The 13,168-nt window shown below is 52.3% G+C and carries 11 protein-coding genes; 10 read left to right on the forward strand and 1 reads right to left on the reverse strand.

Going from position 1 to position 13,168, the window contains the following annotated elements; genetic code table 11:
• Positions 1-54 precede the first annotated feature (54 nt).
• The 8 genes from J0X00_RS18735 to J0X00_RS18770 all read left to right on the forward strand — a co-directional run bounded on the left by J0X00_RS18735 (position 55) and on the right by J0X00_RS18770 (position 9,125).
• Positions 55-972, forward strand: coding sequence for an ABC transporter permease (locus tag J0X00_RS18735; RefSeq protein WP_282477454.1), 918 nt, complete (start codon positions 55-57; stop codon positions 970-972).
• 13 nt (positions 973-985) lie between these two features.
• Positions 986-1,891 carry an ABC transporter permease gene (locus J0X00_RS18740; protein ID WP_282477455.1) on the forward strand — a complete coding sequence of 302 codons (906 nt, stop codon included), beginning with the start codon at positions 986-988 and terminating at the stop codon, positions 1,889-1,891.
• Between the two features lie 28 nt (positions 1,892-1,919).
• Complete coding sequence (locus J0X00_RS18745; RefSeq protein ID WP_282477456.1) at positions 1,920-2,909, forward strand: ABC transporter ATP-binding protein; 990 nt, start codon at positions 1,920-1,922, stop codon at positions 2,907-2,909.
• Complete coding sequence (locus tag J0X00_RS18750; RefSeq protein ID WP_136487501.1) at positions 2,909-3,730, forward strand: ATP-binding cassette domain-containing protein; 822 nt, start codon at positions 2,909-2,911, stop codon at positions 3,728-3,730. The genes J0X00_RS18745 and J0X00_RS18750 overlap by 1 nt, the downstream gene beginning before the upstream one ends.
• A gap of 145 nt (positions 3,731-3,875) precedes the next feature.
• Positions 3,876-5,294 carry a M20 family metallopeptidase gene (locus tag J0X00_RS18755; protein WP_282477457.1) on the forward strand — a complete coding sequence of 473 codons (1,419 nt, stop codon included), beginning with the start codon at positions 3,876-3,878 and terminating at the stop codon, positions 5,292-5,294.
• Positions 5,284-6,438, forward strand: coding sequence for a M20 family metallopeptidase (locus J0X00_RS18760; protein ID WP_282477458.1), 1,155 nt, complete (start codon positions 5,284-5,286; stop codon positions 6,436-6,438). Before J0X00_RS18755 ends, J0X00_RS18760 begins: the two co-directional genes overlap by 11 nt.
• A 110-nt stretch (positions 6,439-6,548) precedes the next feature.
• On the forward strand, positions 6,549-7,868 hold the full coding sequence (locus J0X00_RS18765) for a D-serine ammonia-lyase (RefSeq protein ID WP_282477459.1): 1,320 nt from the start codon (positions 6,549-6,551) through the stop codon (positions 7,866-7,868).
• 180 nt (positions 7,869-8,048) lie between these two features.
• Positions 8,049-9,125: an iron-containing alcohol dehydrogenase family protein gene (locus J0X00_RS18770; RefSeq protein ID WP_282477460.1), complete on the forward strand. Its 1,077-nt coding sequence runs from the start codon at positions 8,049-8,051 to the stop codon at positions 9,123-9,125.
• 84 nt (positions 9,126-9,209) lie between these two features.
• Here J0X00_RS18770 and J0X00_RS18775 read toward each other — a convergent pair whose 3' ends face one another.
• The gene (locus tag J0X00_RS18775; protein WP_282477461.1) at positions 9,210-10,103 is read right to left on the reverse strand and encodes an MBL fold metallo-hydrolase; all 894 of its coding nucleotides are present in this window, start codon (positions 10,101-10,103) and stop codon (positions 9,210-9,212) included.
• A 463-nt stretch (positions 10,104-10,566) separates the two neighbouring features.
• Between J0X00_RS18775 and J0X00_RS18780 the strand changes: the two genes are divergently transcribed.
• On the forward strand, positions 10,567-11,883 hold the full coding sequence (locus tag J0X00_RS18780) for a PAS domain-containing methyl-accepting chemotaxis protein (RefSeq protein ID WP_282477462.1): 1,317 nt from the start codon (positions 10,567-10,569) through the stop codon (positions 11,881-11,883).
• A 237-nt stretch (positions 11,884-12,120) separates the two neighbouring features.
• On the forward strand, positions 12,121-13,092 hold the full coding sequence (locus J0X00_RS18785) for a calcium/sodium antiporter (protein ID WP_136487496.1): 972 nt from the start codon (positions 12,121-12,123) through the stop codon (positions 13,090-13,092).
• Positions 13,093-13,168: the final 76 nt, after the last annotated feature.

Consider the following 13,168-nt stretch of genomic DNA (forward strand, 5'->3'; position numbering starts at 1 on the left):
TATCACACGCTTCATTTAATTCATCATGTGAGTGATGGAACAGGGAGGTTCATCATGTTGGGATACTGTATACGCCGCTTTCTTATGGCGCTCAGCGTCGCACTGACCGTTTCCGTGGTCTGTTTTATGTTACTTCATCTTTCGGGAGACTTGGCAACCGCCATCGCCGGCCCGGAAGCCACTTCCGAACAAATCGAGCAGATCCGGATCCAGTTCGGGCTGGATCAGCCGATGACACTGCAATACTTCAACTGGTTATGGGGCGCGCTGCAGCTCGATTTTGGTGAGTCCTACTATTTTACCAACTCGGTTATTGAGCTGATCAGTGAGCGCTTGCCAGTGACGTTGTCACTGGGTGCAATTGCCCTGGCTGTGGCGACTCTGGTCGCCATTCCGCTCGGCGTGATTGCTGCGATCAAACAGGATACCTGGATTGACCGTGTGGCGCTGATGATTGCGGTGTTCGGTCAGGCGATGCCGAGCTTCTTCTTTGGCCTGGTCCTCATCATCATCTTTGCCGTCAATCTGCACTGGTTACCGGCCGGTGGCTCGGGTACTTGGCAGCATTATATTCTGCCGGCTATTGCTCTCGGTTATTACGCCACACCGTCGATCATGCGCCTGACCCGGACCGGGATGCTCGAAGTGCTCGGTTCGGATTATATTCGTACCGCAAGAGCCAAAGGCATCAGTGAAACCCGGGTGGTGGTCAAACATGCGCTGCGCAATGCGGTCATTCCCGTCGTGGCGCTGATGGCGGTGGAACTGGGTTTTATGCTCGGTGGTTCGATAGTGATTGAGTCCGTGTTTTCATTACATGGCCTTGGTCAGCTGGCCTGGGATTCCATTGCCCGTAATGACTATCCGGTGGTGCAGGCTATTGTGTTGCTGATTGCGGTATTTTATATCGTGCTGACGTTCCTGGCTGACCTGCTTAACGCCATGCTCGACCCTAAATTACGCTTCGCTTAACAAGGAGGTTAAGATGAGTACGATCACATTGTCATCATCCGCGAATTCAGCGCTGCCGGAAGTGCCGGCTTGGCGCAAAGGTCTCAATAACATTCTTGGTCATCACAGCCTGGCACTGGGTGCGGGTATACTGCTTATCGTAGCGTTAAGTGCGTTGCTCGCGCCGCTGATTGCCCCGCACGACCCATATGCACAGGATGTTACCCAGCGCATGATTCCGCCCGTATGGAATCAAAAGGGCAGTTGGGAGCATATTCTCGGTACCGATAAACTGGGGCGTGATTACTTCAGTCGCCTGCTGTACGGCGCGCAGATCTCACTCTTGATCGGTCTGGCGGCCGCGGCGATTTCGGGCTTGATCGGCACCGTGATGGGCGTGCTGGCCGGTTATTTTGGTGGCCGCACTGATGCAGTGATCAGTTACTTTATCACCACGCGTCTGGCGATGCCGGTGATTCTGGTCGCACTGGCGATGGCTTCCCTGGTGGGGGGATCTCTCGAGATTGTGATTGTGCTGCTTGGTCTGTTGCTGTGGGACCGGTTTGCGGTGGTGGCCAGAGCGACGACCCAGCAGTTACGTGAAGCAGAGTTTATCGCCTCAGCCAAGGTGCTCGGCGCATCAACGCCCTATATTCTGACCCGCGAATTGCTGCCGAATATTCTCAGCCCGCTGATTGTAGTGGCGACGCTGGAAATGGCGCATGCCATCTTGCTGGAAGCGACCTTATCTTTCCTCGGATTGGGTGTACAGCCCCCATTACCATCGTGGGGCCTGATGGTGGCCGAAGGCAAATCTTATATGTTCTTTCAGCCCTGGGTTATCGCGATCCCCGGTATAGCTCTGATGATTCTGGTGCTGGCAATTAATCTGGTTGGTGATGGTCTGCGTGACCTCAATGCGCCGCAAAACCGCAGTTAACTGCTCAAGGATGAAAGGGAGAAACACGATGGAACCGATATTGAATGTTAAAGGACTGACCGTTTCACTGCCCACAGCCAATGGCTCACTCAAGGCAGTACGAGGCATTGACCTGACGGTTAATAAGGGCGAAATGCTGTGTATCGTCGGTGAGTCAGGCTGTGGTAAATCGATGACGTCAATGGCATTGATGGATCTGCTGCCTAAGCGCGCCCGGTGCAGCGCCGAGAGGTTGAATTTTGCTGGTCACGACTTGCTGACGATAGGTAAAAAGGAACGTAATGCACTGCGTGGCCTGCGTATGTCGATGATTTTTCAGGAGCCGATGACCTCGCTCAATCCGTCTTACAAGCTTGGCGATCAGCTGTGTGAAGGAATTCTGGCTCATAAAAACGTCACCAGACAGCAGGCGCGTGAGCGGGCGATTTATCTGCTGGAACGTGCCGGGGTGCCGATGCCGGAAGAGCGGCTGAACCAGTATCCGCATCAACTGTCCGGCGGTTTGCGTCAGCGGGTGATGATTGCCATGGCGCTGATGTGTGAGCCGGATCTGATCATCGCCGATGAGCCGACCACGGCGCTGGATGTGACTATTCAGGCTCAGATTCTCAAGCTGATCCGCGAACTGCAACAGGAGTTTGGTACGGCGGTGATTTTCATTACCCATGATCTGGGCGTGGTCGCGCGGATTGCGGACCGGGTCGCGGTGATGTACGCCGGACAAGTGGTGGAAACCGCTTCGACAGAGCAGATTTTTACCTCACCGCAGCACCCTTATACCCAAGGGCTGATCAACTGTATTCCGATTCCGGGCAAAACCAAACCGGGCGAGACATTAGCGACCATTGCCGGCGTGGTGCCGAGCCTTATCGGTAATCAGACCGGTTGCGCTTTTGCTAACCGGTGTCCGAGTGCATGCGCGCAGTGTTCGCAGCAGGATGTCGAACTGGCGTCGGCCGGCGGCGAACACTGGGTACGTTGTATCAATCAGCTTTATCCGATTCAGGAGGCGTCATAATGGATTATGCTCTGGAACTGTGCAATCTGACCCGTCATTTCGACATCAAGAAAGGGATGTGGAAAGAGAAAACCCGCTTTACCGCGGTCAATGAGGTCTCACTGCGTATCAAACCCGGTGAAGTGGTGGGTCTGGTGGGTGAGTCGGGATGCGGTAAAAGTACCCTGGCGAAGATGATTCTTGGCCTGCTGCCACCCAGTGACGGTGATGTACTGATCGAAGATAAGCAAATTGATCTGAGCGATCGACTGGCGTTGGCGAAAGTGATTCAGCCGGTGTTTCAGGACCCGTACTCTTCGCTCAATCCGCGTAAAAAGATAGACGACATTATCCGTCTGCCGCTGCAACTACACAACATCGGCAGCCGCAGCGAGCAGGACCAGCAGGTGCGCGACATTGCCCAGCGTGTCGGTTTACCAGAGCGCTTACTCGAGCAGTACCCGGGCCAGTTGTCGGGTGGTCAGCGTCAGCGTGTGGCTATCGCGCGTGCTTTGATTCTCAAACCGAAAATTCTGGTCTGTGATGAGCCGACCTCGGCACTGGATGTGTCGGTTCAGGCGCAGATCCTTAACCTGCTGCTGGAACTGAAACGCGAACTAGGGCTGACCTACCTGTTTATCAGCCATAACCTGGCGGTAGTGGAACATCTGGCTGACCGGGTCATGGTGATGTATCGCGGCGAACTGGTTGAGCAGGGCGATTGTGAGCAGATTTTCCATCATGCACAGCATCCTTATACCCGTGCTCTGTTGGCCTCGATACTGACTCCGGATCCAAGCCAGGGTCTGCCGGACATCGAAAACTGGCAGGAGGCCAGTTAAGCCAGTATTGCTTCGGCCACGATTGATTGAGTAGTTCCTCAGGTCAGCGTGCTCAAACTGACCTGAGTCCTTTCTCCATTAGTATTTAATTTCTCTCTGCGTCCGCCAAGGTGGGTGGGACGTACTACGCCTTCAAGGAGTCATTATGAGTCGTGAAAATGCGATTGAACAGATCACCAAATACTTTGATTCAGGTAAATTTCTACAAGAGCTGAGCGCCCGGGTGGCGATCCGCAGTGAAAGTCAGACGCCGGATGGTTTTCCTGCGTTAACCGATTATCTGCGCGATGAAATGATACCGTGTTTAACCGAGATGGGCTTTACTTGCGAAGTGCTGCCAAATCCGGCATCGGATGACCCGGCTGCCTGGCCGTTTCTGCTGGCCGAACGGATTGAAAACCCGGATGACATTACCCTGCTGACCTATGGACATGGTGATGTGGTACGTGGCTATGACGATGAGTGGCGTGATGGTTTACAGCCGTGGCAGGTGACGGTCGAAGGGGATTTCTGGTTCGGTCGTGGTACGGCCGATAACAAGGGCCAGCACTCGGTCAACCTGGCGGCATTGAAAACCGTACTGGAAACGCGCGGTAAACTTGGCTTTAACGTCAAACTGCTGCTGGAAATGGGCGAGGAAGCCGGCTCGCCCGGTCTGGCCGAGTTTTGTGCGCTCAATAAGCAGCGTCTGGCCGCCGATCTGTTTATTGCCTCGGACGGGCCGCGTGCCGGTGCCGAGCTGCCGACCGTGTTTTTAGGCTCGCGCGGTTCGCTCAATTTTGACCTGAATGTCAAACTGCGCGATGGCAGTCATCACTCCGGTAACTGGGGCGGACTGCTGTCTAATGCCGCGACGCGCCTGACTCATGCCTGGGGCTCACTGGTGGATGCAAAAGGCCGCATTCTGGTGCCGGGACTGTTGCCGCAATCGCTGCCCGAGGCGGTGAAAAAAGCGGTGGAGGATATTCCGGTCGGCACAGGGCCGAACGACCCGCAAATTTGTCTTGACTGGGGTGAACCCGGATTATCACCTGCAGAACGTGTATTTGGCTGGAACACGCTCGAGATCTTATCGATGAAAGCCGGTAACCCGGCATCACCGGCCAATGCCATTCCTGGTTCGGCGACTCTGCATGCTCAAATCCGCTACGTGGTCGGCAGTGACAGCAATCGTTTCCTCGAGCACATCAAAGCGCATCTGCTGGAAAAGGGCTTTGATGATGTCGAAGTCAAAGCCGCCGGTGTGGTGCAAATGGAAGCGACCCGTCTTAATCCCGATGACCCATGGGTTGACTGGATTCTCGACTCGGTGGCACGCACGACCGGCAAACAGCCAACATTGCTGCCTAACCTGGGCGGTTCTCTACCGAACGACTGTTTTGCTAAAACGTTAGGTTTACCAACGGTTTGGATTCCACATTCTTATCCGGCGTGTTTACAGCACGGCCCGAATGAACATATGCTGGGCTCGGTTGCCAAAGAAGCGTTACAAATGATGGCAGGGGTGTTCTGGGAACTGGCAGAAATCGGCAGCACCATTAAGGAGAAGCGCGATGCAGCTTGAGGAACCAATGGATTTTGTTGCGGCCTGGTTGCAGGAAAATCAGCCCCGCATGGTTGAGGTACTGGGCCAGATTGTTAATATCGACTCATTCAGCCATGAGCCGAAAGGCGTGCAGGCAGTACGCGCCATATTGCAGCAGGTACTGGAACAAAGCGGAATTGCGGTGACTGCGCTGGATGAAAACGATAGCCATGCTCTGTTTGCCTCGGTCGGCAGCGGTAGTGAGCAGAACATTTTTCTGACCGGTCATATGGATACCGTATTTAAAGGCGGTACTGTTAAAGAGCGTCCGTTTCGGATTGAAGGCGATCAGGCGTTCGGGCCGGGTGTGGCCGATATGAAATCCGGCTTGGTGATGAACATGTTTGTTTTAAAGGCGTTCCATGAACTGAATGCTGTCACGCCGCTGCCGTTTCGGGTCAATCTGTTTTTTACCGCAGATGAAGAGATAGGCTCACCCAAGGGCCGAACTTTGATTGAAAAATACCTCAAGCCAGCCACGGCAGTCTTTAATGCTGAGCCGGGACGGGTGTCCGGTAATGTGGTGAAATCACGCAAAGGCGGCGGCACGTATCAGATAGCAGTGACAGGCGTGGCGTCTCACTCTGGCGTGTGCCATCAGGACGGGGTGAGCGCAATTGAAGCCTTAGCTCGTATCATCAGTGCTGTTCATCAACTGACCGATTATGAGCAGGGTATCACCACTAACGTGGGCGTGATTGAAGGCGGGACCACGCCTAATACGGTGGCGCCGTTTGCCTCGGCCAAAGTGGACGTGCGTTTTATGCGTTTAGATCAGGTGGCTGAAATTGAAGCGCTGCTGGAGCAGTGCGTCGCCGGACATGGCTTACAGGGCGCCCGTGCGGTCTTAAGTAAAATCGCTGGCTTTCTGCCGTTTGAAGAGCATGCCAGCGAATCGCTGCTGGCTCTGTATAAGCAGCAAGCGGCGAAGATTGGCCTCTCGGTGGACGGAGAGTTCACCGGCGGCTGCTCAGATGCCGGCTGGACATCGGCAATGGGTATTCCGACGCTTTGTGCCACCGGTCCGGTTGGCGCTTATGCGCATACTGAGCGCGAAACGTGCTTTATCGATACCTTCGCTGAGCGCGCAACTGTGGTCGCCCGTTGCTGTCTGACATTGTAGCGCTTACTCTGACGTTATGGTCACTCTGACCAGGTGGCTTTAGTTTTACTATATCGCGCTCAGGTGCACGTTGGCCGTGACCTGAGCGTCTGAGATCACAAGGAAAGCAAATGAATCAGTCCGAGATTGAACCGTTAGTCAGTCGTTATCCCTTGGTACAGCAGTTGATTCAGTTACAGGAAACCTGCTGGTTCAACCCCGCGGTGACTGACCTAAAAACGGCCCTGCCTGATGTGGGTCTGGATGCCAATGATGTGAAAGCCGCCAGTGACCGTCTGAGTCGCTTCGCCCCTTATCTGATGCAGGCGTTTCCCGACACCCGCGCCAGCCAGGGTATTATTGAATCGCCTCTGACGCCGGTCAGCCAACTGCAACAACGGTTGATTGCGGAGTCCGGTCTGGCAGCCATCGGCACGGTGTATCTCAAACAGGACAGCCATCTGCCGATCTCGGGCTCGATTAAAGCGCGCGGTGGCATTTATGAAGTGCTGACCCATGCGGAAAAATTGGCTCTGCAAGCCGGGTTACTCAAGCTCAGTGACGATTACAGCAAGTTACTCAGTGAGGAGTGCCGGGCGCTGTTTGCCCGCCACCGCATCGCAGTCGGTTCAACCGGCAACCTTGGTCTGTCGATTGGGATCATGAGTGCAAAACTCGGATTTGATGTCACCGTTCATATGTCGGCAGATGCACGCGAGTGGAAAAAGCGTAAGCTGCGGGCACATGGTGTGACAGTCGTTGAGTATGAGCAGGATTACGGAGTGGCGGTGGCGCAGGGACGTGCAGCAGCAGAAAGTGATCCAGATTGCTTCTTTATTGATGACGAAAACTCCAAAACACTGTTTCTCGGTTATGCGGTTGCGGGAGAACGTCTAAAAGCTCAGTTTGATGAGCAAGGCATCGTGGTCGATGCTGAGCATCCACTGTTTGTCTACCTGCCATGTGGTGTCGGTGGCGGGCCGGGTGGGGTGGGGTTTGGCCTCAAGCTGGCGTTTGGCGATCATGTGCACTGCATTTTCGTCGAGCCGACCCATTCGCCTGCGATGCTGCTCGGCGTACACACCGGCCTGCATGACGAGATCTGTGTGCAAGATATTGGGGTTGATAATAAAACCGCCGCCGATGGTCTGGCGGTCGGGCGTCCGTCCGGTTTTGTCGGCCGAGCCATGCAGCGTTTGATTGACGGCTACTACACCATCAGTGATGAACACATGCTGCGGTGGCTGAAAGCCTTGGACAGCAGTGAGCATATACGGGTTGAACCTTCTGCGGCGGCGGCGGTGTATGGCCCGGTCGTGGTCAGCCAGCACAAGGACTATTTGCGATCGCTCGATGTTGATATGGACCGCCTGGCAGATTGCACGCATGTTATCTGGGCAACCGGCGGCGGAATGGTGCCTGCGGACGAAATGGATAAATATCTGGCTTAACTGATTCGATATTCATTACCCATTCGGTTGAATAATGAAGAACTGGTCCGGTTGGTCCATAATGATGACAAGCCTGAGCGATGAATTTAATTCATGGCTCAGTTGCAAAGAATTCGATACTCATCACCGGGCCTACTCTGTAGATTGGCGCCAGATATAAAGGATACAGGGATTATTACCGTGCAAACTCAAACCGTTTCACTTCCGCACCAAATTCTGAAAGGCAGTCATTGTCTGGATAACGTCTTTTCATCGTTGAGTGATTCGCTGCAACGTGTGTTTATTGTAGCAGGCAAGACCGCGCTGTCAGTGACATTGCCAACACTGCAACGCGTAAAGGGCAGCCGTGAACTAACCGACAGCTGGTACGGCGGCGAAGTGACGGAAGTGAATATGAAGCGTCTCAGCGAGCAGGCAAAGCGTGCCGGTGCGGATGTGATCTTTGCTATCGGCGGCGGTAAAGCGATTGATATGGGCAAATGGGTTGCCGATGACCTGCAACTGCCGGTTGTAACCATTCCCACCATTGCTGCCACGTGTGCTGCATCTTCAACCGTGACGGTGATGTACGATGAGTCAGGCCACTATATGGGCATGAAGCAGCTGGCTAAAGCACCGCTGGCTCTGGTTATTGATGCCGATATCCTTGCTCATGCACCACCGCGCTGGCTGTCGGCGGGTCTGGGTGACACGCTGGCAAAACTGTACGAGTTCCGTGCGATTGCCGATAACCTGCCTAAATGCAGCTTTAACTATTCCGCATATTCGAATGGCCGTTTGTGTTACGACCTGATCCGTGATTACGGTGAGCAGGCGATGCAGGATAATGCGAAGCAACGATCTAGCGACGCACTCGAAGGTGCTGCCGATGCTATCGTGCTGTTTGCCGGGTTTACCTCAATTATGGGCGTAGGTGATCACGTTGCGGCATCGCATGCACTGTTTGACGGTTTTACCACCAATCCGAAAACCCGCGATTTTGGTCACGGTTTGCTGGTCGGTTTTGGCAACCTGGTACTGCAAGTGCTGGAAGGTCGAACAGACGCTGAAATCCTGGCAGAAATTGATTTAGCAAAACGCTGTGGTATTCCGGTCACCCTGGCTGACATTGCCGAACTGACAGAGACGGAACTGTTTGATATTGCCACTGCGTCGGTCAATACCTCAGATATGGGCAATATGCCGCGCACCATCAGTGTACAAGAGCTGGTCGATGCCATTCATTACGTATCGGCGTTGTCCGGACAACTAGGTTAAATCAGCCCATAGTCTAACAAGCCACCTTATATCACGGTGGCTTTTTGTTACTTGCGGTGAGTTGCCGAGGATGGAAAGGCCTGATCAGAAACGGTCGAGGTCATTCCCCAGTACCACAGTACCGCCATACTGGCTCTCTATTTCGGTCTTCACGCTTTCAATCGGTGCAGTGTAGTGCAAGATATGGGTTAAAACCAGGCTGCCGGGCTTGGCCTTACGGGCAATTTGTGCCAGTTTGGATGTGGTGGTGTGGCTACTAGAATGATAGCTTTGCCAGAACGGAGTCAGTTGGGAAAGCCCCTGCTCACTGATGACTTCATGCACCAGTATATCAGCTCCGCTAGCTTTTTCGGCCATGATGTCGGTATAGGCGGTGTCGCCGCTGATCACCACCACTTTGTCTGGTGTGGTGACTTTATAACCAAAGGCAGGGGTGATCGCGCCGTGCGGAACGTTGAAGGCTTCGACCGTGACTTTACCATCGTCAAACACTACCTGGCTCTGACTGTACTCGGTGACTTTGGCCTGATAGTAGGTTGGGTTTTTCACGGGCTGTTTACCCGAATTACGTAAATCAGTATCCACCGATAACATATCATAGTAACCATTCATGAACTTTTGGGTGCCCACCGGACCGTAAATTTCCAGTTGATGCTCGCGCCGCCACCAGTAGGTCGCAGCTAATTCAGGGACATCAAGGATATGGTCACTGTGCAAGTGGGTTAAAAACAGATGACGAATATTGGTCGGATAAAGCGCCTCCAGTTGGTATCGCTGCGCAGCTTGTAGGGCACGTTGCACCATGCCGCCGCCGGCATCAAATATGTACGCTTCATTATCAACGACAATGGCAGTTGAAGATCCACTACGCTCCGGATCAGGAACCGGCGTACCGGTTCCAAGTAGAATCACATCCGTTTGAGCAAATGCAGAGACTGAAACAACGCAAAGCATCACGGCTGGCAGACCATTAAGCATAGCAATTTCCTTATAGTTGCGAGGTAAGAGATAGTTATCGGTTTGATAAATAACTATGCACTGACATCGTTCGTCACTTACGATCAGTGGCGGTGCCGTGTTCACTGATTGCGAACGGGTTTTGTCAATGAATCATTATTTCATCTTGTTGTTGAATTGTTATTATTGGTTGTTGGATGGTCGGTGACCATTTCATTCTTGTTGTGCGGTATTCAGTTTTGTGAATGTATCAACGGCGATACACTCTGGTTTATCTGGGTACATGATGGACGTGTATCAAGCGTCAAATTGCCGTTCGTCTGCCATAAAATTATCAACAGAAACAAAAATCTGGCATGTTTTGAGGCTTACCTATTACACTGTTCAATCAGAAGCATTTTTCATCATTCAGGTCAGAATCCGCTCTGTGAACGGTAATGGTCTAGAATTGTTTTTATACTTTCGGCGTTTTAAAAGGGTCACTATGTTTTTCAATAAGTCATTACAGCTGGAAAATCAGCGGCTTCGTGAAGCACTTTATTCTTTAGAGCAGGTACGTGACAGTCTTGACGAAGATATGATGCGAATCAGTCTGGATGCTAATGGAGTCGTGACTTCCGTCAATCACCGTCTGCAAACGGAATTGGGTCTGGCGGCTGAAAAGCTGGTGGGCAAGCCTCTGGTAGAGCTTGTACCCAAGAAAGCCCGAACCACCCAGCATTTTAATCGTATGAAAGCGGCTATTGAGACTAAAGAGCACTGGAATGGCGCTCTGCAGATCGAAAAAAATAACGGTGATGACGCCTGGATACGCGTCATTCTGCAGCCGATCCTGAATAGTAAAGGTAAGTTGGAAAGCTTTATTCTCTATGGTTCTGAGCTGACACGGACCATCAAAACGTCCCGAGAGCATGAGGATATGCTTAAGGCGCTCAACCGTTCCACCGCGGTGATTGAGTTTTCGCTTGACGGGACTATTTTGCGCGCCAATGAGAACTTTTTGCGTACCATGGGCTATCGCAATAATGAGCAGATCGCTGGTAAACATCACCGTATTTTCTGTGATTCAGCTGAGGTAAATTCACCCGCATACAAAGAGTTCTGGCGTAAACTGGCAACGGGTCAATTTGTCTCTGACCGTTTTAAACGTATAGACAGTCACGGCCAGGACGTTTGGCTTGAGGCTTCGTATAACCCGATTCATAACTCGGAAGGTGAGCTGTATAAAGTGGTGAAATTCGCGACCGTGATCACCGAGCTGGTTAATCAGGAAATTGCGGTGTCGCAAGCGGCAAAAATCGCTTTTGATGTGTCGGAAATTACCGGCCAACAGACTGCGCAAGGGCAACAGGTTGTCAGTACGACTATTGCAAAAATGGACGCGCTGGTCGCACAGATGAAACAGGCCAGTGCGGGCATTGAAGCACTTAATGAGCAGTCTAAACGTATTGATGATCTGGTTGCCAGTATCAGTGGTATCGCTGACCAGACAAATCTACTGGCGCTCAATGCAGCTATTGAAGCAGCGCGTGCCGGTGAACAGGGCCGTGGTTTTGCGGTGGTTGCTGATGAGGTCAGACAGTTGGCATCACGTACCAACAGTACCACGGAAGAAATCAGTACTGTCGTCACCGAAAACCTGAAACGAACCCGTAATGCGGTGGAACTGATTGCTGCCTGTCAGTCCCAGGCCGCCGAAACGCTGGAGCTGTCGACAGAGGCCGGACAGGTGATGGAAGATATTCAGCGTGGTTCACAGCGAGTTGTGGATGCGGTCAGCCAGTTCAATCAGAAGCTCTAGCGTCTATCTAATCTGATTTATCAGTCAGCTCATCCGAATGTTCGGCTGGGCTGAATTTTATGCCGACCACAAATTTTATACCGACTGCAAAAATAAGCATGGTGAGCCCAAATTGTTGTCACAATTGAAAGTGATAATTTGGTATACTTATTAGAACAACGCCATAGTTTGATACTGACTCATACATCCTTCTTATTTCCCCGTTTTTAAGCATGTATAGATAGTAGGACTGAAACTATGTTGTTTTCGATACTGGCAATTGTTGCCGGATTCATTCTCCTGATGTGGAGTGCAGACCGATTTATCGAAGGTGCTGCAGTCAGTGCGCGTTATGCCGGTACACCGCCATTGGTGGTTGGTATGCTGGTGATAGGTTTTGGTACCTCAGCACCTGAGATGGTGGTATCCGCGATGGCCGCACTGGATGGCAATCCCTCGTTGGCTTTGGGTAATGCACTCGGCTCCAATATCATCAACATCAGTCTTATCCTTGGTTTGACGGCGATGATAGCGCCGTTAGCTGTGCACTCGACCATTATTCGGAAAGAGTTACCAATTCTGCTGCTGATCACTCTGGTATTGGGGGTGATGCTGTGGGATCACGATATCAGTTCTATTGAGGCCTGGTTGCTCTTAGCGGCGTTCGTCAGCATTGTCGGCTGGTCACTATTGAGTGCTTTGCGCTCGCGAAAAAGCCAGCTACCGGCTGAAGTGGAACAACAGGTGATGCCGCAATCTATGACCTTGTCCCGCGCTATTTTTTGGCTCGTTACCGGTTTGGTACTGTTGGTCGCCAGTTCACGTATCTTAGTATGGGGTGCGGTCAATATTGCACAGGAACTGGGTGTCAGTGAGCTGACAATAGGTTTGACCATTGTCGCGCTGGGTACTTCCTTACCTGAACTGGCCGCTTCATTAGCCGCCGCCCGCAAAGGTGAGCATGATCTGGCCGTAGGTAACGTTGTCGGTTCGAACATGTTTAATTCGTTGGCGGTCGTCGGTATTGCCGGTGTCATTGAACCCATTTCTGATGTTGGCGCGGAAATTTTCTGGCGCGACTGGTCATCGGTCTTGTTCTTTACAGCTTTGTTGTTGCTGACCGCAGTCAAACTTGGCAAAGCGAAAACCATTTCCCGCCTGGAAGGGGGAGTGTTCGTTCTGTGTTATTTAAGTTATAACATTTACCTGATTCAGGGCAGCGTGGGTTAGCGCTGTCAAATGCTGGTGCCCGACGGATATCACCGGGCACTGTTTTACAACATCCATAACCCGTTACGGAGATAAA

This window comes from Vibrio sp. ABG19 (genome assembly GCF_029962385.1).
GTDB lineage: Bacteria > Pseudomonadota > Gammaproteobacteria > Enterobacterales > Vibrionaceae > Vibrio > Vibrio ostreae.

Coding starts and splice junctions, on each gene's coding strand:
- J0X00_RS18735 (WP_282477454.1), top strand. CDS start 55: ATGTTGGGATACTGTATACGCCGCTTTCTTATGGCGCTCAGCGTCGCA.
- J0X00_RS18740 (WP_282477455.1), top strand. CDS start 986: ATGAGTACGATCACATTGTCATCATCCGCGAATTCAGCGCTGCCGGAA.
- J0X00_RS18745 (WP_282477456.1), top strand. CDS start 1,920: ATGGAACCGATATTGAATGTTAAAGGACTGACCGTTTCACTGCCCACA.
- J0X00_RS18750 (WP_136487501.1), top strand. CDS start 2,909: ATGGATTATGCTCTGGAACTGTGCAATCTGACCCGTCATTTCGACATC.
- J0X00_RS18755 (WP_282477457.1), top strand. CDS start 3,876: ATGAGTCGTGAAAATGCGATTGAACAGATCACCAAATACTTTGATTCA.
- J0X00_RS18760 (WP_282477458.1), top strand. CDS start 5,284: ATGCAGCTTGAGGAACCAATGGATTTTGTTGCGGCCTGGTTGCAGGAA.
- J0X00_RS18765 (WP_282477459.1), top strand. CDS start 6,549: ATGAATCAGTCCGAGATTGAACCGTTAGTCAGTCGTTATCCCTTGGTA.
- J0X00_RS18775 (WP_282477461.1), bottom strand. CDS start 10,103: ATGCTTAATGGTCTGCCAGCCGTGATGCTTTGCGTTGTTTCAGTCTCT.
- J0X00_RS18780 (WP_282477462.1), top strand. CDS start 10,567: ATGTTTTTCAATAAGTCATTACAGCTGGAAAATCAGCGGCTTCGTGAA.
- J0X00_RS18785 (WP_136487496.1), top strand. CDS start 12,121: ATGTTGTTTTCGATACTGGCAATTGTTGCCGGATTCATTCTCCTGATG.